Source organism: Streptomyces sp. NPDC093544 (genome assembly GCF_040683495.1).
Classification (GTDB): Bacteria; Actinomycetota; Actinomycetes; order Streptomycetales; family Streptomycetaceae; genus Streptomyces.
Map to the genome: position 1 here is coordinate 249,280 of NZ_JBFBEA010000011.1, position 19,755 is coordinate 269,034.

Genomic DNA, 19,755 nt, shown 5'->3' on the forward strand with positions numbered 1-19,755 from the left:
CACAACAGTGAACGCCTCATGGCAACCCCCCGTGGCCTAAAAGGCACTCGCCCATAGTGGCGGCAACCGCCGTGCGCCCGAAAGGGGTTTGGGCAGACCACAGCTTTCACTTCTACAACTTGAACACCTGATGGCAGCGGGTGAACATCTGCCTCGCCCGTTCCACCCAATCACTGGCCAAAGCATCGAAATCTGTTTGCGTCATGCGGCAGGTCAGCGGCAGATCGCAGACCCCGGCAAGGCAGGGCCGCGGCCCTCGTACGTCCCACACGGAGAGCATGGGATTCAGTTGTTCGGTATTCCACGCGTTCGATGCCGCTGCGGCGACGGCCAGTTGATCCTGGCGCAGATAATGACCATCGGTCGCGAAGGCGACAAGAAGCCGTTTGGTGGTCATGAATCTCACGGTGACCATCCGGCCCGTTTCCTGGAGATCGAACTGCATGGACACGGAAACGGTGTCGGTCATGGTGTGGTAATTCCGTCCGGCCACCCATGTCTGCACCATTCCCCGCCAGTGCGCGCCGATTTCGAGTGCCTCGGGCTCCCGGCCGGGGAAGCGCGTGGGCGAGGAGTCAGGCGTCGCCACGGCCCACCGCCTCGGCGACCATCGCGTCCGTCAGCCCGGCGTCCAGCAACGCCTGGGCGTGCAGCAGCAGGCAGGAGGGCACCGACACACTCGTACCGGCACCGCGGCCCGCGGCTGCGGCCTTGCGGCGGTCGGCCAGGTCGCTGGTGCGCACCTTGATGCTGTGTGCCACGGTGGACGGCGGCCAGGACGCGGGCTTCGGAGTCTCCTCCAGCAACGCGGCGAGCAGTTCGTCCAGTTGGGGTCGGTCCTCGGGCCGCTTGGACAGACAGCGCGCGATCAGCTCGCGTGTTCCCTGGGGTACGGCGTCGAGTTCGGGCTCGCTCTGTACGACCCGGAAGCGCACGGCGTCCCCACTCCCGAACGGCGGCCGGCCCGTAAGGGCGTACACCAGGACTCCGCCGAGGGAGAAGACATCGGTCGCAGGCCCCACCGCCGCCCCCTGGATCTGCTCGGGCGACATGAACGGCGGTGTGCCGACCACGATGCCGGTCTGGGTGAGCCCGGGTACACCGTCGACCCGGGAGATCCCGAAATCGATGACGCGCGGACCGTCGGAGGCGAGGAGCACGTTCGCCGGTTTCAGGTCCCGGTGCACGACGCGGGCGGCGTGGATGGCCTGGAGCGCCTCGACGAGGCCCGCGCCCAGCTGCCGTACCTGCGATTCCGGCAGTGGTCCGTCGGTGCGGACCGCCTCCGCGAGCGAGGGACCTGGCACGTACATCGTTGCCAGCCAGGGCAGTTCGGCCTGGGTGTCGGCGTCGACCACGGCCGCGGTGTACGCGCCGCTGACCACCCGCGCGGCCGCGACCTCGCGCGCGAACCGCTCCCGGAACTCGTGCTCCGCGGCCAGTTCGGCCCGTACCACCTTCACCGCGACCTCGCGCCCGGCCGGCGAACGGCCGAGATACACCCACCCCATCCCGCCGGAGCCCAACCGCCCGACTATGCGGTAGGGCCCTATCTTCAAGGGATCGCTTACGGGCGTGCGCACCCCGCTCACCTCAATCCAGGGTTCGTTGCAGGATGTCCCGAGTGTCCCGCGAAATCCCGGTCAGGGCGGAGCCGATGCGAAAAATAACGGCGTGCGGGGCCCCCGGCCTTCTCGTGGTGCTGTCACCGCGGCCGGCCTTGACGACGTCGCAGGTCAGGGCAAGTCAGACCGGCCGCGGAGCTTTGCGGGGCGGGCTTCACCGTCAGGCATCCGCCCGCATGATCTGCCGGACGGGCCCTAACCCAGGCGCTGCACCAGCGCGTGGTACTCGTCCCACAGTTCCTTGGGGGTGTGTGTGCCGAAGGTGTTGAGGTGCTCCGGCACGAGCGCGGCCTCCTCGCGCCACACGTCCTTGTCGACGGTGAGCAGGAAGTCGAGGTCGGACTCGGACAGTTCGAGACCGTTGGTGTCGAGGGCACCCTTGGCCGGCAGGATGCCGATCGGGGTCTCGACGCCCTCGGCCCTGCCGTCCAGGCGGTCGACGATCCACTTCAGGACACGGCTGTTCTCGCCGAAGCCCGGCCACACGAACTTGCCCGCGTCGTTCTTGCGGAACCAGTTCACGTAGTAGATCTTCGGCAGTTTCGCCTGGTCCTTGTCCTTGGCTACGTCGATCCAGTGGCCCATGTAGTCGCCCATGTTGTAGCCGCAGAACGGCAGCATGGCGAACGGGTCGCGGCGCAGCTCGCCGACCTTGCCCTCGGCGGCGGCGGTCTTCTCGCTCGCCACGTTGGCGCCGAGGAAGACGCCGTGGTTCCAGTCGAAGGACTCCGTCACCAGCGGGACCGCCGTGGCGCGACGGCCGCCGAACAGGATCGCCGAGATCGGCACGCCCTTGGGGTCCTCCCACTCGGGCGCGATGATCGGGCACTGCGCGGCGGGGACGGTGAAGCGGGCATTGGGGTGGGCGGCGGGCGCAGCGGACTCCGGCGTCCAGTCGTTGCCCTTCCAGTCCGTCAGGTGGGCCGGAGTCTCCTCCGTCATGCCCTCCCACCAGATGTCGTTGTCGTCGGTCAGCGCCACGTTGGTGAAGACGGAGTTGCCCCACAGCGTCTTCATCGCGTTGGCGTTGGTGTGCTCACCGGTGCCGGGCGCGACGCCGAAGAAGCCGGCCTCGGGGTTGATGGCGTACAGCCGGCCGTCCTCGTCGAAACGCATCCACGCGATGTCGTCGCCGATCGTCTCGACGGTCCAGCCGCCGATCGTGGGCTCCAGCATCGCGAGGTTGGTCTTGCCGCAGGCCGACGGGAACGCGGCCGCCACGTACTTCGACTCGCCCTTCGGCGGGGTCAGCTTCAGGATGAGCATGTGCTCGGCCAGCCAGCCCTCGTCGCGCGCCATCACGGAGGCGATGCGCAGCGCGTAGCACTTCTTGCCGAGCAGCGCGTTGCCGCCGTAGCCCGAGCCGTACGACCAGATCTCGCGGGACTCCGGGAAGTGCGAGATGTACTTCGTGGAGTTGCACGGCCACGACACGTCCGCCTCGCCCGCCTCCAGCGGCGCTCCGAGCGTGTGCACAGCACGCACGAAGAAGCCGTCGGTACCGAGTTCGTCCAGGACCGGCTGTCCCATGCGGGTCATGGTGCGCATGGACACGGCGACGTACGCGGAGTCGGTGATTTCCACGCCGATCGCGGAGAGGTCGGAGCCGAGCGGGCCCATACAGAAGGGGACGACGTACATCGTCCGGCCGCGCATCGAGCCGCGGAAGACACCGCCCCTGCCGTCCATCCCCTGGAAGATCTCCCGCATCTCGGCGGGCGCCTTCCAGTGGTTCGTCGGGCCGGCGTCCTCCTCCTTCTCGGAGCAGATGAACGTCCGGTCCTCGACCCGAGCGACATCGGTCGGGTCGGAGGCGGCGTAGTAGGAGTTGGGGCGCTTGATCGGGTCGAGCTTCTTGAAGGTGCCCTTGCGGACGAGTTCCTCGCTCAGTCGCTCGTACTCGGCTTCGGATCCGTCACACCAGACCACGCTGTCCGGCTGGGTCAGTTCGGCGATCTCGTTCACCCACGAGATCAGTGCTTTGTGGTTGGTGGGTACGACGGTGGGAGCCGCGATGTCGCGCGCCACGATTGCTCCTAAATGAGGGGTTTTGTTGTTGTGCCCCGTGGGGGCTGCGACCCGGATGCTTCACGATGCTGGAGCCCTGGCGCTCATCCGGTGCCGACCGCACTCATTTGATCATCCGACTAGACCGCGCATATGTCCAGAGGGCATCACAACTGAGCGGAGTGAGGATCGCCACTCATCTCCGGGTTTCCTCCACGCCACTTTGGGTTCACCCCTGATACCGAGGCGTATCGCTACGTACCGCACCCCGGGCACCCGTGAGACCATGGCCACTATTCACCGGTCATCCGGCCACACTGATAGGTAACTTACGGTTCCGTAGCTAGAATTCGGCCCATGACTGCGTCCGTCCCCGACGCGCCCACGGACTCGCCGGCCACCGGCCACGGCTCCCTGGCGCCCTCCGCGTCGCACTCGTCCCCGCCGCACCTGTCCCTGCCGCACCCGCACCTGCCGGACGAGATCAAGCCCAAACTCCGCGGCTGGCTGCATCTCGGCATGTTTCCGGCCGCCCTTGTCTCGGGTCTGGTGCTCACGGCGCTCGCGAGTTCGACCCGCGCCCGCATCGCCTGCGCGATCTTCGCCCTGACGGCCTGCCTCCTCTTCGGAGTGAGCGCGCTCTACCACCGGGGCAACTGGAGCCCGCGCATGGACGGCGTGCTGCGCAGACTCGACCACGCGAACATCTTCCTGATCATCGCGGGCACGTACACACCGCTGACGATGCTGCTGCTGCCGGACGCCAAGGGGCAGTGGCTCCTGTGGAGCATCTGGGCCGCGGCCGCGGCGGGCATCATCTTCCGCGTGTTCTGGGTCGGCGCCCCCCGCTGGCTCTACACCCCCTGCTACATCGCGATGGGCTGGGCGGCCGTCTTCTTCCTCCCCGACTTCATGCGGGCGGGCGGGATCGCCGTACTCGTCCTGGTGGTCGTCGGCGGGCTGCTCTACAGCGCGGGCGGCGTGATCTACGGGATCAAGCGCCCCAACCCGTCACCCAGCTGGTTCGGCTTCCACGAGGTCTTCCACTCCCTCACCGTCGGGGCGTTCGTCGTGCACTATGTCGGGATCTCGCTGGTGGCCTATCAGCACGGCTGATCGCTCGCCCGTCTCCCACCACCCCCCTTCCAGAGAAGCGCTTCGCGCCTTCCGTCCTGACCCTCTCAACCCTCTCGACCGACTCCTCCTCAGTGGCCGTGGCTTCGAAGCCGCGGCCACTTTGCATGTCAGTGCGGCGACGCCCACCACGACGACCCCCAGAACGACGGCCGCACCGCCGATCAGGAATCCGGCCACGCACAGCGAGGCCACCACGAACGCCAGCACATTGAAGGTGCTCCTCATGAGCCCCCCTTCCCCCTCAGACCTCACAGACCGTGAATCAGCCCCACCTCAGAGTGACATGACGCACTGACAATGAGCCCGCCCCGACAGCGCCCTCTCCTTTTTAATTAACAGCCACAACCTTTTGACAGCTGCTCTCATTTCATGATGCCTATCACTCACAGCAATGCCGCACAGCCCGACCCCCACCGCTGGTGGGCCCTCGGAGCCCTGGTCGCGAGCATGCTCGTCCTCGGTTTCGACATGACGATCCTCAACGTGGCGCTGCCGACAATGGCCCGTGACCTGGGCGCTTCCACGGGCGAGCAGCAGTGGATGGCGGACGCGTACGTCGTCGTCTTCGCCGCGCCGGATGCTCCCCGCAGGTCTGCTCGGCGACCGCTTCGGACGGCGCCGGATGCTCATCGCCGGGCTCGGGATCTTCCTGGCCGGCTCACTCGTCGGCGCCCTCGTCGACGACGTCACGCTCGTCATCGTCGCCCGCGCAGTCATCGTCGCCCGTGCAGTCATGGGCGTCGGGGGCGCACTCGTGATGCCGCTCGCGATGGCCGTACTGCCGTCCTGTTCGGGCCCGACGAGCGCGCCAAGGCCGTCGGCGCGGTGTCCGCCGCCTCCGCCCTCGGCCTGCCGCTCGGCCCGATCCGTCGGCGGCTGGCTCCTGGACCACTTCTGGTGGGGCTCGGTCTTCCTGGTCAACGTCCCCATGGCCGCGCTCGGCATCGTCGCCTGCGTCTTCCTGCTCCCCGAGACCAGCGATCCAGCCTCGCCCAAGGTCGACACTGTCTCCACCGCGTTCACCGCGGCCGGCCTCAGCACCCTGATCTACGCGATAATCGAGGCCCCACACCCCGGCTGGGGCGACCCGCTGATCCTCGCCCTGTTCGCCGTCTCCGCACTCCTGATCACACTCCTCGTCCTACGCGAACGCCGCAGCTCCCGCCCGATGCTGGACCTCTCGCTCCTCTCCCAGCGCCCCTTCCTCCTCAACACGCTCGCCGCGACCCTCGTCATGTTCGTCCTGTCCGGGCTGATGTTCGTACTGCCCCAGTACCTCCAGGCGGTGCTCGGGTACGACGCGTTCGGCACCGGGGTGCGGATGCTGCCGATGATGGGCGGACTGCTGATCGCCTCACGGAGCGCGCAGCCGCTGATCGCGAAGTTCGGGGCACGCGCGGTGATCACCGGGGGCCTGATCGCGCTCGCCTTCGCCGCGATCCTGGGCAGCCGTACGTCCGTCGACGACGGCTACGGATTCACCGCCCTGTGGCTGTCCATCGCCGGGCTCGGCTTCGGTTTCGCCGTGGTCCCCGCGATGACCGCCGCCCTCGGCGCCCTGCCCCGTGACCGCGCCGGCTGGGGGTCCCCCCACGCCCTTAAGGCAGTGGGGGGCTCCGGGCTCCTCATGACAGTGCGCCAGGTGGGCAGCGCGATCGGCATCGCCCTGCTCGGCTCGCTGCTGGCGAGCGCGTACAGCCACCGACTCGACACCTCGGGTCTGCCGGGCACCGCCGCGGACACCGCCTCCGACTCGGTGGTCGGCGCCCATGTCGTCGCCACCCAGCTCGGCGACCGCGCGCTCGCCGCCTCCGCCGACGCCTCGTACGTCCATGGCATGAGCCTGGTCCTGCTGGTCAGCGGGATCGCGGCGCTCATCACCGCGCTCCTTGCGGCGGCACTGCTGCCGAACGCCAAGCCGGCCGAGCCCACCGACCGCCCCGCTCCCGGGAAGGACACCGACATGGCCCCGACCACCGCCGATGCCGGACAATGAGCTCCATGGCCGCCACCGCACACAGCTCCACCTCCCCCGCGGAGCCCCAGCTCGGGCTCCGCGAGCGGAAGAAGCAGAAGACCCGGATCGCGATCCGCGACGCGACGTACCGGCTGATCAAGGAACAGGGATACGACGCGACGACCGTCGAGCAGATCGCGGAGGCGGCCGAGGTCTCCCCGTCCACGGTCTTCCGCTACTTCCCGACCAAGGAGGACATCGTCCTCACGGACGAGTTCGACCCGATCCTGGAGCAGGAGCTGCGGGCGCGGCCCGCCGACGAGCCGTGGATGGACTCCCTGCGCCACATCCTGAGGAAGGCCCTCGGCCCCGGGAACACCGAGGAGCCCGAGGTGACGCGGCTGCGGACGCACCTGATGGTCCAGGTGCCCGCCGTGCGCTCCCGGATGATGGAGAGCATGTCGGTCACCAGCCGCATTCTGTGCCGCGCCATCGCGGAGCGCACCGGCAAGGACCCCGACGGCCTCGAAGTACGCGTCTTCGCGATGTCCCTGATCGGCGGCCTGATGGAGACCTCCATGTACTGGGCCGAAGGCAACCACCAGGAGGACTTCACGGACCTGGTCAACAGGGCGCTGGACGTTCTGGAGAAGGGGCTGACGCCCTGACAACCCAGGCAGAACTCGGTGAGAGCGCGCCCAACACGGGCGCGCCCTCACCGAGTTCGGCGGCTAGCGGCGTTTCAGATCCTTCGCCCCGCAAGCCACTCCGTCCTTGCTCGGGTCGAGCTTCAGCGGATCGTCCTTCCCGTTGATCTTCAGGAGCCCGTAGTCGTTCGTCTTCAGCCACGCGCACCGGGCGGCCGTCGTCTTCTTCACCTCGTCGGGGAAGACTGTCGGCACGCAGACGTTGATCGAGCCGTAGTGCCGGTCGCACCCGGAGATCGTCGGGCTGACCTTCTGCGAGGTCCGCTTCTCGCCGGGCTCGGTGACCGCGCCCTGAAGGGAGTCTGCGAAGGAGTGGACGTGCGCGTCGGCGGTCGACTCGGCGGCCAGTGCCGACGGGCCCTGCAGATGCACCCACTTGGCCACCGACGGCACCCCGTTGGCGTCGACCGCGAAGAGCATGTACCAGCCGGGCGGCGCCAGGTTGGGGTTGCTCGTCACGTTCAGGTCGACGTTGTTGCCGTCGACGGAAAGCGGCAGGTCCACGAACCGCTGGTTCGGGTCGGAGGAGTGCGTCACCGCGGCCGGGCGGATCAACTCGGCCTTGGCGATGGGCCGGTCAGTGGTGATGCGCTGCGTGTCCCCGTACACCCACTCGTTGTCGATCACCGAAGTGATCGTGGGGCGGGCGCCCTTGAGGAGGTACGGCGGCGTGTAGATGGACACGTCGTGGTTCCAGGTGCCGTTGCCCGGGTTGTCGCCGGTCGTCATCACCCGGCCGTCGGGCAGCAGGAACGCGGAGGAGTGGTAGCCGCGCTCCTCCGGGTCGGGCGCCACCGGGTCGAACGTCGAGGTCGCCGGGTCGAAGATCGACGACTCGTACACCGGGTTGGCGCGGTTGTGCAGGGCACCGCCCGTCTCCAACACCTTGCCGTCGGGCAGCAGTACGGCGGAGAGGTACATCTTGCCCTGGTTGCCCGTCTCGGCCACCGGACCCGCACCGAGGTCCACCGTGCCCTGCGGCAGCGGCGGGCCGACGGTGTACGCCGGGTTGGCGGTCTTGAGGTCGATGATGTCGGTGAGCCGGTTGGCGTCCGGGTTCGAGTCGATGTTGCCGCCGCCGATCGTCAGGACCTTCTGGTCCTGGGCCGGGGGCAGCAACACGCTTGCGGACTGGTCGCGTTCGTCCTTGTTCTGGAGTCCCGGGACCGCAGTCATCACGTTCGCGTCGTAGTCGTAGATCGCCGAACCCGTGCCCGGAGTGCCGTTGCCGAACACATGGCTGCCCGAGTAGAAGAGGCGGCCGTCCTGCATCAGGATCATCGACGGGTACAGACCCCAGTACGACCAGGTCTGGTTGACCTGCCAGAGCGGCAGCCACTTCTGCTCGTCGTCCGACCAGAGTTCGGCGGTCACGGAACCGGTGGAGTCCTCGCGCAGACCGCCGAAGGAGATGATGTCACCGTTGCCGAGCTCGGTCGCCGACGGATACCAGTGGCCGTCGTTCATGTCGTTCGTCTTGCTGTACGTCTCGGTGACCGGGTCGAAGATGTACGAGTCCTTGTACCCCTCGTACCCGTGCCCGCCCACGACCGGGAACGCCTTGTTGCCGCTCATCACGAGCACGCGCCCGTCCTGCAACTGCACATGTCCCGAGCAGAACATGTCCTTGGGCGTCGGGATCGTCTTGTACGTGCCGGCCACCGGGTCGTACACCGCACTCGTGAACGTACCCGCGTTGAACTGCTCCTCGCTGTTGCCGGAGCCCGCGATCAGCAACACCTTGCCGTTGTTCAGAACGACGGAGTGCATGGAGCGGACCGGGTTCTGCGTGGGCAGCACGTCCCACTTGCCGTTGGCACACTGCTCGGCCGTGCCGGTACAGGTGGCCGGCGGGAGTGTGTCGGCGACCTGCTCCATCGTGTAGTCGTCGGTGGTCGCGGAGCCGGTGCCGTAGACGGAGACACCCCAGGTGATGCGGTCGGTCCCCGCCGGGACCGCGGGCGTACGGACCGTCGCCTGGGTCCAACTCCCCGCTATCTCCAGCGTCTTCAGGTCCGTCCAGTACTGCCAGCCCGCCGTCGCGTCATGCCGGAAGAGGGTGAGCGAGGTGTCCGGGGTCGTCGACTTGTACCAGAGGCCCAGGTCGTACTGCTTGCCCGGAGTGACCGGCGGCGCACAGGTGGCGGACTCGGTGATCAGCGCCTTGCGGTCACCCTCGACCCGGCGGGTCAGCTCGACCTTCATCGCCTTGGTGCCCGAGTGGGCGCCGGCCACCGTCGAGAAGGTGAAGTCGTTGTCGCCCCAGCCCGACTTCTCCCAGCAGTACGGCATGCCGTCCGTGCCGGCCGTCTCGAAGCCCGGGTTGGTGACAAGGTTGGCGGCGGAGGCGGGCTGCGGCGAGATGAGCAGCAGGCCGGCGGCGAGGCCCGCCACGGCCAGAAGTGACGTTCTCCGCCGTGGTCTCAGTCGTGAATCGAACCGTGGTCGTACGCGAAATATCACGCGGCTCTCCTTGCTGTGCGGCTGCTGCTCCCGCCCGCGGGCTCATTGCTGCGGCGCGGCAGATAGACCAGCGCTTCGGTCCCTACGAAGCGCAGGACGAAGGTCGTCACCAGGGCCAGTGCGGTGGCGGGGAGTGCGCCCATCCCGAAGTGGCCCACGAACAGGGCGATCAGCGGGATGCGCAGCACCAGATCGGCGTTGGCGAGCAGGGCGAACCGGCCGACGCGGTCCCCCCAGTGGCGGTGCTTACGGCGCTCGCGGAAGAGGAGATGCTCGATGAGTACGAAGTTCCAGGCGACCCCGAGCTGGTTGGCGAGGATCTCCGCCGGCAGGTAGTGCATGCCGGCTGCGGTGAGGGCGTACAGGCCCAGCAGGTTCGGTACGAAACCGGTGGCGCCGATCAGGCCGAAGACCACCATGCGCGCGATGGGCGAGGCGGTGCGCAGCCCGACCAGATGGCGCAGAAAGCGGAAGCCCTCCTGCGCGGTCGACTTGGACTCGCCGGCGAAGCGGTCCTGGAAGACGAACGGCACCTCGGTGACCTCACGGGGGCGGCTGCGCACCGCGAGTTCGAGGAGGATCTTGTAGCCGAGCGGCTGGAGGATCTCGGCGGTGACCGCGCTGCGGCGGATCGCGAAGAAGCCGCTCATCGGGTCGCTGATGCCGTGCAGCTTGCGCGGGAAGAGCGTCTTGGTCAGCCAGGTCGCACCGCGTGAGACGGCGATGCGGTAGCCGCCCGCGAGCCCTTCGCGGCTGCCGCCCTTGATGTAGCGCGAGGCGACGACGAGCCCCGCCGAGGAACGCTCACCGGTTGCGACCAACTCCGGTACCAGCGACGGCGGATGCTGCAGATCGCCGTCCATGACGACGATCCAGTCGGAGGTCGCCGCCTTCAGTCCCTCGACGACCGCACCGCCGAGCCCGCCCACGGGTTCGGCACGGTGCAGCACGGTGACGGGGAACGGGCAGTCCTGCGCGGCCTCCCGGATCACCTCTGGGGTGTTGTCCGTGGAGTCGTCCACGAAGACGACCTCACAGGGCAGCCGCGCCGGCACCGACTCGGTGATCTGGTGCAGCAGCTCCCCGATGTTCGCGGCCTCGTTGAACGTCGGTACGACGATGGTGACGGCGCCGGGTTCGGGGACCTCGGCGGCCCGTACGGCCGGATCGCCCAGTTCATCGGGGACAGTGCTCTCGAAGCTGCTCATCGACTGCCTCCGTCGGTCGCTGTGGATGTACTGTCCGTGCTGTCTTCGATTCGCCGGATCTCGATCCGGTCCTCGCCCTTGCCGAAGGTGGCGACGGGTGTCGAATGCTCCATCGCTGCCTTGACGTTGGGCAGGTCGACCGCGTCGCGCCGTACGGTCGGGGAAGCGACCACGTAGTCGATGTCGCGCCAGCCGTGCGGCATCGTCTTGGTCACCGCGGGGTCGAGGTCCGCCTTGTAGAACCAGATGACGCCGAGCCCCGGCTTGTAGCCGGAGTGCACGAGGTCCAGCCATAGCGCGTCGTCGACGAGGACACGGGTTTCCCCGGGGTTGTCGACCTCGGTCTTGAGCCACGAAGAGGCCGCCCTGTAGGGGGCGTTGGCGTCGAGGGTGAGGGCGGTGCGGTTACCGTCGTACCAACGCGGTACGACGTAGGCGGCGGCGCCCGCCACCAGCAGCACCGCCGTCAACCGCCGTCCCCACAGGAGGTAGGGCTTCTCGTCCTCGCTGCGCCATCTGCGCAGCACCGCGTGGGCGACGCTCGCGGTGCCGCCTGCGAGGACCAGCGCGAGGAACGGCAGGGCCTGGATGACGTACATCGCGGGCAGATAGCCGCTCGGGCGCATGGCCACCAGGGCGAGGATCGCCACGGTGAGCGCGGGTCCGGCCAGGGCGCGCGCCGTCACCGACCAGCGCCAGGTGACGAGGAGGAGCAGCGCGCCCGCGAGGCCGCCGAGGGGCAGTACGCGGTCGTAGTAAAGCCAGGACTGCAGAACGCCGTGCGAGCCGGTGCTCGGGTCGAGGATGAAGCCCGAACCGGGGCGGCTCATCTGGTATTTGATGCCGTCCCAGAGCGAGACGTGGCCCGCCCCGGAGAACAACTCGCCCTTGAGCAGGGCGAAGAGCGGGTACGACAGGCCGATCAGGGTGCACGCGGTGATGGCTCCGGTGAGCGCGAACTTCCGGGTGTCGCGGTGACCGTGCCGCCACATGGTGACAAGGAGCGCGGGCAGGATGACGAGCATCGTCTCCTTGGTGAGCACGGCCGCCGCGGCCGCGATGCCCGCCCCGAAGTGGTGCCAGAGATGGCGATTCGGCGAGGCCGCGAGGCAGAACGCGAGCAGCGTCCACATCACCGCGATGTTGTCCAGGAAGATCTCGCGCTGGAGCACCACCGACAGCGGCGAGAGCCCGAAGAGCACCATCGCGAGCCCGGCCGCCCACCGGGGCAGTGAGAGGCGGCGCGCGAGGACGTAGACGAGGACCGCGCTGATGGCGCTGACCAGGAGCATCGCGAAACGCATCGAGCCGACCGTCATCAGCCCCGGGCTGATCTGGGCGGGGATCCAGGTCAGTGCGGCTATCTGAATCCAGCCCAGCGGCGGGTGGTCGTACCAGTACGTGTAGTGGGCAAGGCCGTTGCCCTCCTGCACGGCCCAGGCCTGCGCGAGGTAGGTGCCCTCGTCGTCGCTGAGCGTCGGGTAGTCGGCGATGTTCCAGCCCTGCACGAGCATGATCGCCACAAGGAGTGCGAGGCACAGCAGTAGATCGGCACGCGAACTGCGAAAACGCAGTGGCGGACGGGAGTCGGGGACGTTTTTGGGCGCAGGGGGCCGCTTCGCGGGGACCGTGGAAGTGGCCACCGCGGGAAGGGTGGAGGTCACGCGGGAATGTCCTCTCGGGACTCTCGGGCTACCGGACTACCGGATTGGCGAACTCGCGAACGCGAACCAGCGAGCTCGCGAACCAGCAAGCTCGCGAACTAGCGGGCCACTTCGACTTCGGTGAGGTGCGCGCCGACATGGCTGGTCAACTCCCAGTCATTGCGCCCCCGTTGCTCGCGCCAGACGGCACGAACGGCGGCGCCGGCCAGCAGCACCTGGTAGAAGGGGCCACCGACGATCAGCTTCAGGTAGTGGACAGAGCGGACCCGAAGCCCGTACTGCTTGCCGAAGTCGTGCAGTCCGACGACCTCGAAGACGAAGGTGACCAGCGCGGTCACAGCCGGCAGGAACGTGATGAACGCGATTCCGACCGGTACGTCCAGGAAGAGCGCGATGGCCACGTTGAGCGGAATGACCACGCCGGAGATCGCCTGGAGGTACGGCGTCATGAGGGTGTAGCGGGCCAGCAACCGCTGCCCGAATCCTGGGAGTTGCTTCCAGTCCTTCTTGCGGTAGACCTGAAGGAAGCCCTGGTTCCACCGGGTGCGCTGCTTCATCAGCGACATCAGGGTGCTCGGGGTCTCCTCCCGGGTCACCATGTCGGAGTCGTAGGCGACGACGACCTTCTTGCCGATGCTGGACAGCCGCACGCCCAGGTCGCAGTCCTCGGCGAGGCAGTCGGGATCCCAGCCGTCCACTTCCCGGAGCACGTTCGTCCGCACGAAGACGGTGTTGCCGCCGAGCGGGATGAACCCCTTCTGCGCGTGCAGATGGAGCCTGGACCGGAACCAGAAGAAGTACTCCAGGCAGTTGCGCAGGCTGTACCAGCTGGAGTTGAAGTTGATGAGCTGTACGCCGCCCTGGACGACGTCCGCACCCGTCGTACGGAACGCGTGGTCCACGTGGGCGAGCAGCTCCGGGTGGACCTGGTCCTCGGCGTCGAAGACTCCGACGACATCGCCGCGGCAGTGCGGCAACGCCGTGTTCATGGCCCTCGGCTTGTTCTTCTTCTCGTGGTGGTCGACGACGACCCGGACGCGCGGGTCACGCGCCTCGGCGCTGCGGGCCACCTCGGTGGTCTCCGGGTCGTCGTGCCCGACGATGACGATGATCTCGAAGTCGTCGTGGCTCGACTCCAGCAGCCGCTGGATGGTGTGGTCGAGTACGGCCTGCTCGTGCCGAGCGGGCAGCAGCAGTGAGAACGCCAGGCCGTCGCCGCCGTCCGGACTGCTGAACCGGGTGGAAGCGAGCACCTCGGGCGTACGCCACGCGTGCATCTGCCACCACAGAGTGAAGGCTGCCATCCCGAACAAGGCCAGCGAAACGGCAGCGATAAAGACAGACGTGAGCAAAAGATCCCCCCAGATCCCAAAAACCCCCTGTCGCGACAGCGAGTCACTCCTGCCGCGTCAACGTGCAGAGACTATGGGGGAACTGTGAAGTCGTGAAGCTCATCAGATAAATAGAATGTTTCGGAATCCTCAGTCGACTAAGGGCGAGTACCCGGACGTATCCCGCTACGTCGGAGGTTTACGGTCCCTGTAGTCCCATGTCAGACGGCGTTTCCGCCTCCCACGGCCTCGCGCAGCCGCTGGACATCGGAGGTCGGAGCGTCACAGGTGAAGTTACGGCAAACATAAGCGGAGGGCTCACCGTTGACCAACGGACGGTCAGCGAGCAGCGGAAGTTCGTCACTGTCCGCAGTGCCCACGGCGACGACGGCCCCCGGCGCGGTACCCAGGAGCGCCGCCCGATGCAGTTCCCGGGTCGCGGGATCCTCCATCGGACCCACGACGGCGATCTCCCGCGGCCCGTCGAGAAGCGCCTCCGCCGTGGCCAGCCCCCAGCCGACGAAGCGGGGCACACGCGGCCCGAGCGCCTTCACGACCCCCAACGCCCGCTCCGCGGCGGTCCGATGGGGCTCCGCCCCCGTCTGCGCCGCATACGAGAGCAGCGCGCCGGCCGCCGCGTTCCACCCCGACGGCGTCGCGTTGTCGGTGGGATCCTGCGGACGCCGGATCAGCCGCTCGGCATCAGCGGCGGTGTCGTACAGGGCACCGGTCTCGGAGTCCGTGAACTGCACGAGCACATGGTCGAGCAGGAACCCGGCGAACTCCAGCCACACTCCCTCACCGGTGACTCCCGCCAGCGCCAGGAACCCCTCGGCGACATCCGCGTAGTCCTCCAACACCCCCGCGTTCGCCCCGACTTGACCGTCCTTGCTGGTACGGGCCAGTCGCGCCCGGTCATCCATGTGCAGCCGTACGAGGAGATCGGCGGCGCCGATCGCGGCCTCCACGAGGTCGGGGCGCTCGAAGTAGGCGCCGGTCTCCGCGAGGGCGGCGACGGCGAGCCCGTTCCAGGCGGCGACGATCTTGTCGTCACGACCGGGGGCGGGGCGCTCCGCGCGGGCCGCGAGAAGCCGACTACGGACTCCGTCGATCTTCTCGGCGTCGAAGACACCTTCGTGCTGCGGAAGTTGGAGAACGGAAGCCCCCTCCTCGAAGGTGCCCTCCTCGGTCACCCCGAAGTAGTCGGCGGCGAGTTCGGCGTCCTCCCCCAGGACTTCCCTCAACTGCTCGGGCGTCCACACGTAGTACGCCCCCTCGACATGCTTCCCGTTCCCGTCGTCGCTGTCGGCGTCGAGCGCGGAGGCGAACCCACCTTCGTTCGTACGCAGTTCACGCACCATGAAGTCGGCCGTCTCCAGTGCGACGCGCCGGGCGAGCTCGGAACCAGTGGAGCGCCAGAGATGCGCGTACACCCGGCACAACAGGGCATTGTCGTACAGCATCTTCTCAAAATGGGGCACAACCCACTCGCGATCGACGGAGTACCGCGCGAACCCACCACCGAGCTGGTCGTAGATCCCGCCCCGCGCCATCCGCTCACCCGTGTCGGCGGCCATCTGGAGCGCGCCCTCGGACCCGGTCCGCGCGTGATGCCGCAACAGGAACTCGATCACCATCGAGGACGGGAACTTGGGTGCCCCGCCGAACCCGCCGTGCTGAGCGTCGTACTCCCGGGTGAGCCCGAGCAGCGCACCGGCGAGCTCCTCCTCCCCCGGGACCGAGGCGTCCCCGTAACTCAGCTCCCGCCCCGCGAGATCCCGCACGATCTTCTCCGCGACCTCGGCCACCTCACCGCGCCGCTCGGTCCAGGCACTGTGCACACCCTCCAGGACCTGCCGGAAGGCCGGCATGCCGTGGCGTGGAGTGGGCGGGAAGTAGGTCCCGAAGTAGAAGGGTTCGGCGTCGGGGGTCAGGAACACGGTCATCGGCCAGCCGCCCTGCCCGGTGGCGGCCTGCACGGCCTCCATATAGACGGCGTCGACATCTGGGCGTTCCTCGCGGTCGACCTTGACACTCACGAAGTGCTCGTTCAGGTCCGCGGCCGTCGCCTCGTCCTCGAAGGACTCGTGAGCCATCACATGGCACCAGTGGCAGCTGGAATAGCCGACGCTCAGCAGCACCGGCACATTCCGCTTGCGTGCCTCGTCGAAGGCCTCGGCCGACCAGGGCCACCAGTCGACGGGGTTGTCGGCATGCTGGAGGAGGTAGGGGGACGTCTCGTGGGCCAGTCGGTTCGGCATACCTCCATCCTTGCGCACCGCGCCCCTCATCGCCGCGAAGGCACCGTGATGATCCGCGGATCCGCGTAGCCACCGTGATGATCCGTGCGCACCCTCGCGCGGACGCCCCGTACGCAGGACACTTGACGGCGACAGATGTTGCCGCCGGAGGGGGACGTGACATGCGGGACAGCCACCGCGCGGAAGCCGAGCGGCTGTTGGCCCGGGCTGTGGAGGAAGAGGTACGGCGGTCGGGGGGACGTACCGACAGGGGCGTACTTCTTTCACGGGCTCGGGGTTCGCTGGACGCGATGGGAGAGACGGCAGCCGAGGAGTACGGGGCGTACACGGGAGCGCTCGACGAGGCGGAGGCGGGACGGCTGACGTTCGGGCAGCGGTACGCCCGTGACGGCGCCGGAACTCCCTTGCTGGTTGCGGTTGTTGCGGCGGTCGCGGCCGTCGTGGCGGACCTGGCGCTCGGTACGGGCGCGGGGACGGCGTTCGGTGCCGGGGCGACGGTGGCCGTGGTGGGCGCGGCGGCCACCGTGGTCAAGGTGACGGCCTCGCATCTGCCGGCGGCGAGCCGCCGGGCCGGGGCGCTGGGGCAGCCGGGCGGCTCCGAGCAGTTGCGTCTGCAGTGGCTGACGGCCCTGGAGGTACGCGGGATCCGGCCCTTCCTCGACCAGCAGCGCGTACTCAACGCCTCCACCGGCACAAAGCAGGGTGGGCCCCAACTGCGGCGCACCGACAAGAGCGCGGCGGCCAGGCGGCGCAGCGTTCTTGAGCAGTCTTTCGGTCAACTGCCCGACCTGCAAGGCCCGTTCGCCGGTCGTCGCGCCGAGCTGTCGCGGGTCGCGCAGTGGGTGCACGCGGCGCGCGCGAGCACGGAGACGAAGCCGACGGTGGTGGTGCTGTACGGCGTGCCAGGCTCCGGCCGCAGCACGCTCGCGATCCGGGCGGCGCACGCCCTGAAGGACCAGTTCCGGGGCGCGTGCGTGGTGGACCTGCGCGGCGACAACCCCGAGGAGTCGCCGCTGACGACACGTGACGCGCTGCTCCATCTGCTGAATCGTCTCGGCGCGCCGCGCGAGCAGCTCCTCTTCCGCGAGCGTTCCTCGCAGAACCAGCAGGACCAGCAGGTCAGGCGGCTGAGCGAGCTGTACCACCAGCACCTGACGGGCCTGCCGGTGACGATCGTGCTGGACGACGCGAGTGACGCGGAACAGGTCCGCATCCTGGTCCCCGAGCGCTCGGACAGCCTGGTCCTGGTCACCGCCCGCAAACCCCTCGACCTGCCCGCCGACCTCGCCGCCTGGGTGCACCAGCTCCCGGTCGAGGCGCTCGAGGCGGCGGGCGCCGAGGAACTGCTGAACGCCTCGGCGCAGGACAAGTCGGGCCCCTACGACGCCGAATCCTCCGACCGCGTAAGGGAGTTGTGCGGCGGCCTGCCGCTGGCCCTGCGCGTCGCGGGTTCCTCGCTCGGCCCCCGGACCGCACGCCAACTGGCCTCCGACCTGGCGGCGTACGGTCCCGTGGAACCGGTCGAACGGGTCCTGTGGCTCCGCTACACGGACCAGACGGACACAGCCCGCCGGCTCCTGCGCCGCCTCGCCCTCGCGGGCCGCGCCTCGCTGGGCGCCGTCGCGGCCGCCTCCCTCCTCGCCACGGACGAGCCGGAGGCCACCCGCCACCTGACCGCGCTCTCCCGTGCGGGCCTCATCGACCACGTCCGCGGCAGCCGCTACCGCCTGCACGACCTCGTACGCACCTTCGCCCAGGCCCGCCTCCTGGACGAGGAGGAACCGTCCGAGCGTACGGCGGCCCAGGAACGCCTGATCGTGAACTACGCGGAGCTGGCGGACTCGGTGATCCGCCTGGTCGACGGCAAGACGTCCACCCGTGCCGACGCTGCTTTTCAATCGAGCAGAGTCGGCCCGCACGGCTTCACCTCACTCGACGCGGCCCTGCGCTGGCTGGACGACGAGTCGAGCTTCATCACGGCGGCCCTGCGGCACGCCGAGGGCGTGGACCAAGCGGCCGTACTCCACCTCCTCGGCGCCCTCTGCGACTACTGCCTGCTGCGCGGCGACCTCTACCGCCTGGGCGAGATCAGCGAGTTGACGCAGGCCGTCGACCAGGGCCTCCTGGTCCGCTCGGTCCAGTGGCGTACGGGCATCGCGGCCCGCCAGCTGGGCGAACTGGACAAGGCCCGTACGACGCTCTCCTCGGTCGTCGACCTCTACTTCGAGGCCCACCACGACGCGGGCGCCGCCCTGGCCCTGTGCTCCCTCGGCATCACCCTCCACCACCAGGGCAACCTCACCGAGGCCGCGGCGAAGCTCCAGGAGGCCATGGACCTCCAGGCCTCGCCCGAGCTTGCGGGGGACCGCGCCTGGACGATGCACGCGCTGGCCGGGGTGGAGCGCGACCGCTCCCGGCTCGCCGTGGCCCTGGACCTGCTCACCCGGGCCCTGGTCCTGCACCGTGAGAGCGAGTCCGTGCACGGCGAGGCGTGGGCGCACTTCCACCTCGGCCAGCTGGGCCTGCGGATGGGCGACGTACCGCGCGCGGAACGCGAGCTGCGCGAGGCCCTCGAACTGTACGGCCGCACCCGCGACCCCCGGGGCGAGGCCTGGGCCCTGACCCAGCTGGCCCGCGCCCGCCTCGTCGCCGGCGACCCGTCCCCCGCCGTCGACGGCCTGCGCCAGGCGGCCTCCCGTCACCGCGACAACGAGGACGCGCGCGGCGAGGCATGGACGCTGTACTACCTGGGCCAGGCCCTGGAGGAGACCGGCAACCTGGACCAGGCGGTCCGCGAACTGGAACGCTCCCGCACGATGTTCTCCCGCATGCGCGACGTGTACGGGCTCGCGTGCGCACGCCACCACTCCGCCCGCGTCACTCGCGACCAACGGGCCGGCCAGACAGGCTCGTTGCGCAACTCCGGCTTCGCCCGCCAGCTCCTCGTCGACGCCCGCGCCGACTTCCAGCGCATCGGCGTCGCCCACGGGGAGGCGTGGACATGCCTGGAACTGGCCGTCGTCGACGGCGGCAACGCCCGTACCCAACAGGCGCTGAAGCTCTGCGACGAGGCGATCACCCTCTTCACCTCCTACGGCGACCGCCGCGGCGAGGACTGGGCCCGCTTCCTGCGCTGCACCCTGCTCCCCTACGCCGCCCCCGGCGGCTCCGAGATCGGCACCGCCGTCGCCCAGGAGGAACTCAGCCGCCTCTCCCGCACCGGCCACGCAACCCGGGACACAAAACTCGACGACTACGTCGAGGCGTATCAGCTGCTGCTGGAGCGTGGCGTAAGCCTGGAAACCGGCTGGCAGGCATGGCGCCTACAGATGGTGCCCAAGCGGCACGCCCGGGATGTGATGGGGGTGGTGGTTGGCGTGGGGCGGGGGTGACGG

At 68.8% G+C, this 19,755-nt stretch carries 12 protein-coding genes; 4 read left to right on the forward strand and 8 right to left on the reverse strand.

Annotation, left to right across the window (positions count from 1 at the left end; translation table 11 throughout):
- Positions 1 to 112: 112 nt before the first annotated feature.
- The 3 genes from AB0N66_RS19080 to AB0N66_RS19090 all read right to left on the reverse strand — a co-directional run bounded on the left by AB0N66_RS19080 (position 113) and on the right by AB0N66_RS19090 (position 3,653).
- Complete coding sequence (locus AB0N66_RS19080) at positions 113 to 589, reverse strand: hypothetical protein (RefSeq protein WP_365435909.1); 477 nt, start codon at positions 587 to 589, stop codon at positions 113 to 115.
- Positions 576 to 1,583 (reverse strand): serine/threonine-protein kinase, encoded by a 1,008-nt coding sequence (locus tag AB0N66_RS19085; RefSeq protein WP_365435912.1) that lies wholly within the window; start codon positions 1,581 to 1,583, stop codon positions 576 to 578. Before AB0N66_RS19085 ends, AB0N66_RS19080 begins: the two co-directional genes overlap by 14 nt.
- Before the next feature lie 237 nt (positions 1,584 to 1,820).
- Positions 1,821 to 3,653 (reverse strand): phosphoenolpyruvate carboxykinase (GTP), encoded by a 1,833-nt coding sequence (locus tag AB0N66_RS19090; protein ID WP_365435915.1) that lies wholly within the window; start codon positions 3,651 to 3,653, stop codon positions 1,821 to 1,823.
- Between the two features lie 336 nt (positions 3,654 to 3,989).
- Here AB0N66_RS19090 and AB0N66_RS19095 point away from each other — a divergent pair, with 336 nt between their 5' ends.
- The 3 genes from AB0N66_RS19095 to AB0N66_RS19105 all read left to right on the forward strand — a co-directional run bounded on the left by AB0N66_RS19095 (position 3,990) and on the right by AB0N66_RS19105 (position 7,394).
- Complete coding sequence (locus AB0N66_RS19095; protein ID WP_365435918.1) at positions 3,990 to 4,748, forward strand: hemolysin III family protein; 759 nt, start codon at positions 3,990 to 3,992, stop codon at positions 4,746 to 4,748.
- A 598-nt stretch (positions 4,749 to 5,346) separates the two neighbouring features.
- A complete protein-coding gene (locus tag AB0N66_RS19100) occupies positions 5,347 to 6,765 on the forward strand; it encodes an MFS transporter (RefSeq protein WP_365435921.1) in 1,419 nt (472 codons plus the stop codon).
- On the forward strand, positions 6,762 to 7,394 hold the full coding sequence (locus tag AB0N66_RS19105) for a TetR family transcriptional regulator (protein ID WP_365435924.1): 633 nt from the start codon (positions 6,762 to 6,764) through the stop codon (positions 7,392 to 7,394). The genes AB0N66_RS19100 and AB0N66_RS19105 overlap by 4 nt, the downstream gene beginning before the upstream one ends.
- A 63-nt stretch (positions 7,395 to 7,457) precedes the next feature.
- On the opposite strand, the gene AB0N66_RS19110 is transcribed toward AB0N66_RS19105, so the two are convergent.
- The 5 genes from AB0N66_RS19110 to AB0N66_RS19130 all read right to left on the reverse strand — a co-directional run bounded on the left by AB0N66_RS19110 (position 7,458) and on the right by AB0N66_RS19130 (position 16,360).
- Positions 7,458 to 9,725, reverse strand: a complete 2,268-nt coding sequence (locus AB0N66_RS19110; RefSeq protein WP_365436094.1) for a galactose oxidase early set domain-containing protein — start codon at positions 9,723 to 9,725, stop codon at positions 7,458 to 7,460.
- 167 nt (positions 9,726 to 9,892) lie between these two features.
- Positions 9,893 to 11,104, reverse strand: a complete 1,212-nt coding sequence (locus AB0N66_RS19115) for a glycosyltransferase family 2 protein (protein WP_365435927.1) — start codon at positions 11,102 to 11,104, stop codon at positions 9,893 to 9,895.
- Entirely contained in the window at positions 11,101 to 12,768 is a 1,668-nt protein-coding gene (locus AB0N66_RS19120; RefSeq protein WP_365435930.1) for a phospholipid carrier-dependent glycosyltransferase, read from the reverse strand. The genes AB0N66_RS19115 and AB0N66_RS19120 overlap by 4 nt, the downstream gene beginning before the upstream one ends.
- Positions 12,769 to 12,866: 98 nt before the next feature.
- Positions 12,867 to 14,120: a glycosyltransferase gene (locus AB0N66_RS19125; RefSeq protein WP_365435933.1), complete on the reverse strand. Its 1,254-nt coding sequence runs from the start codon at positions 14,118 to 14,120 to the stop codon at positions 12,867 to 12,869.
- A gap of 200 nt (positions 14,121 to 14,320) precedes the next feature.
- Positions 14,321 to 16,360 carry a thioredoxin domain-containing protein gene (locus tag AB0N66_RS19130; protein ID WP_365435936.1) on the reverse strand — a complete coding sequence of 680 codons (2,040 nt, stop codon included), beginning with the start codon at positions 16,358 to 16,360 and terminating at the stop codon, positions 14,321 to 14,323.
- Positions 16,361 to 16,521: 161 nt separating this feature from the next.
- Between AB0N66_RS19130 and AB0N66_RS19135 the strand changes: the two genes are divergently transcribed.
- Complete coding sequence (locus AB0N66_RS19135) at positions 16,522 to 19,752, forward strand: tetratricopeptide repeat protein (RefSeq protein WP_365435939.1); 3,231 nt, start codon at positions 16,522 to 16,524, stop codon at positions 19,750 to 19,752.
- Positions 19,753 to 19,755 lie beyond the last annotated feature (3 nt).

Excerpts from the sequence above, each read along its gene's own strand:
- AB0N66_RS19095 (WP_365435918.1), top strand. The coding sequence starts at position 3,990 with ATGACTGCGTCCGTCCCCGACGCGCCCACGGACTCGCCGGCCACCGGC.
- AB0N66_RS19100 (WP_365435921.1), top strand. The coding sequence starts at position 5,347 with ATGCTCCCCGCAGGTCTGCTCGGCGACCGCTTCGGACGGCGCCGGATG.
- AB0N66_RS19105 (WP_365435924.1), top strand. The coding sequence starts at position 6,762 with ATGAGCTCCATGGCCGCCACCGCACACAGCTCCACCTCCCCCGCGGAG.
- AB0N66_RS19110 (WP_365436094.1), bottom strand. The coding sequence starts at position 9,725 with ATGCCGTACTGCTGGGAGAAGTCGGGCTGGGGCGACAACGACTTCACC.
- AB0N66_RS19115 (WP_365435927.1), bottom strand. The coding sequence starts at position 11,104 with ATGAGCAGCTTCGAGAGCACTGTCCCCGATGAACTGGGCGATCCGGCC.
- AB0N66_RS19130 (WP_365435936.1), bottom strand. The coding sequence starts at position 16,360 with ATGCCGAACCGACTGGCCCACGAGACGTCCCCCTACCTCCTCCAGCAT.
- AB0N66_RS19135 (WP_365435939.1), top strand. The coding sequence starts at position 16,522 with ATGCGGGACAGCCACCGCGCGGAAGCCGAGCGGCTGTTGGCCCGGGCT.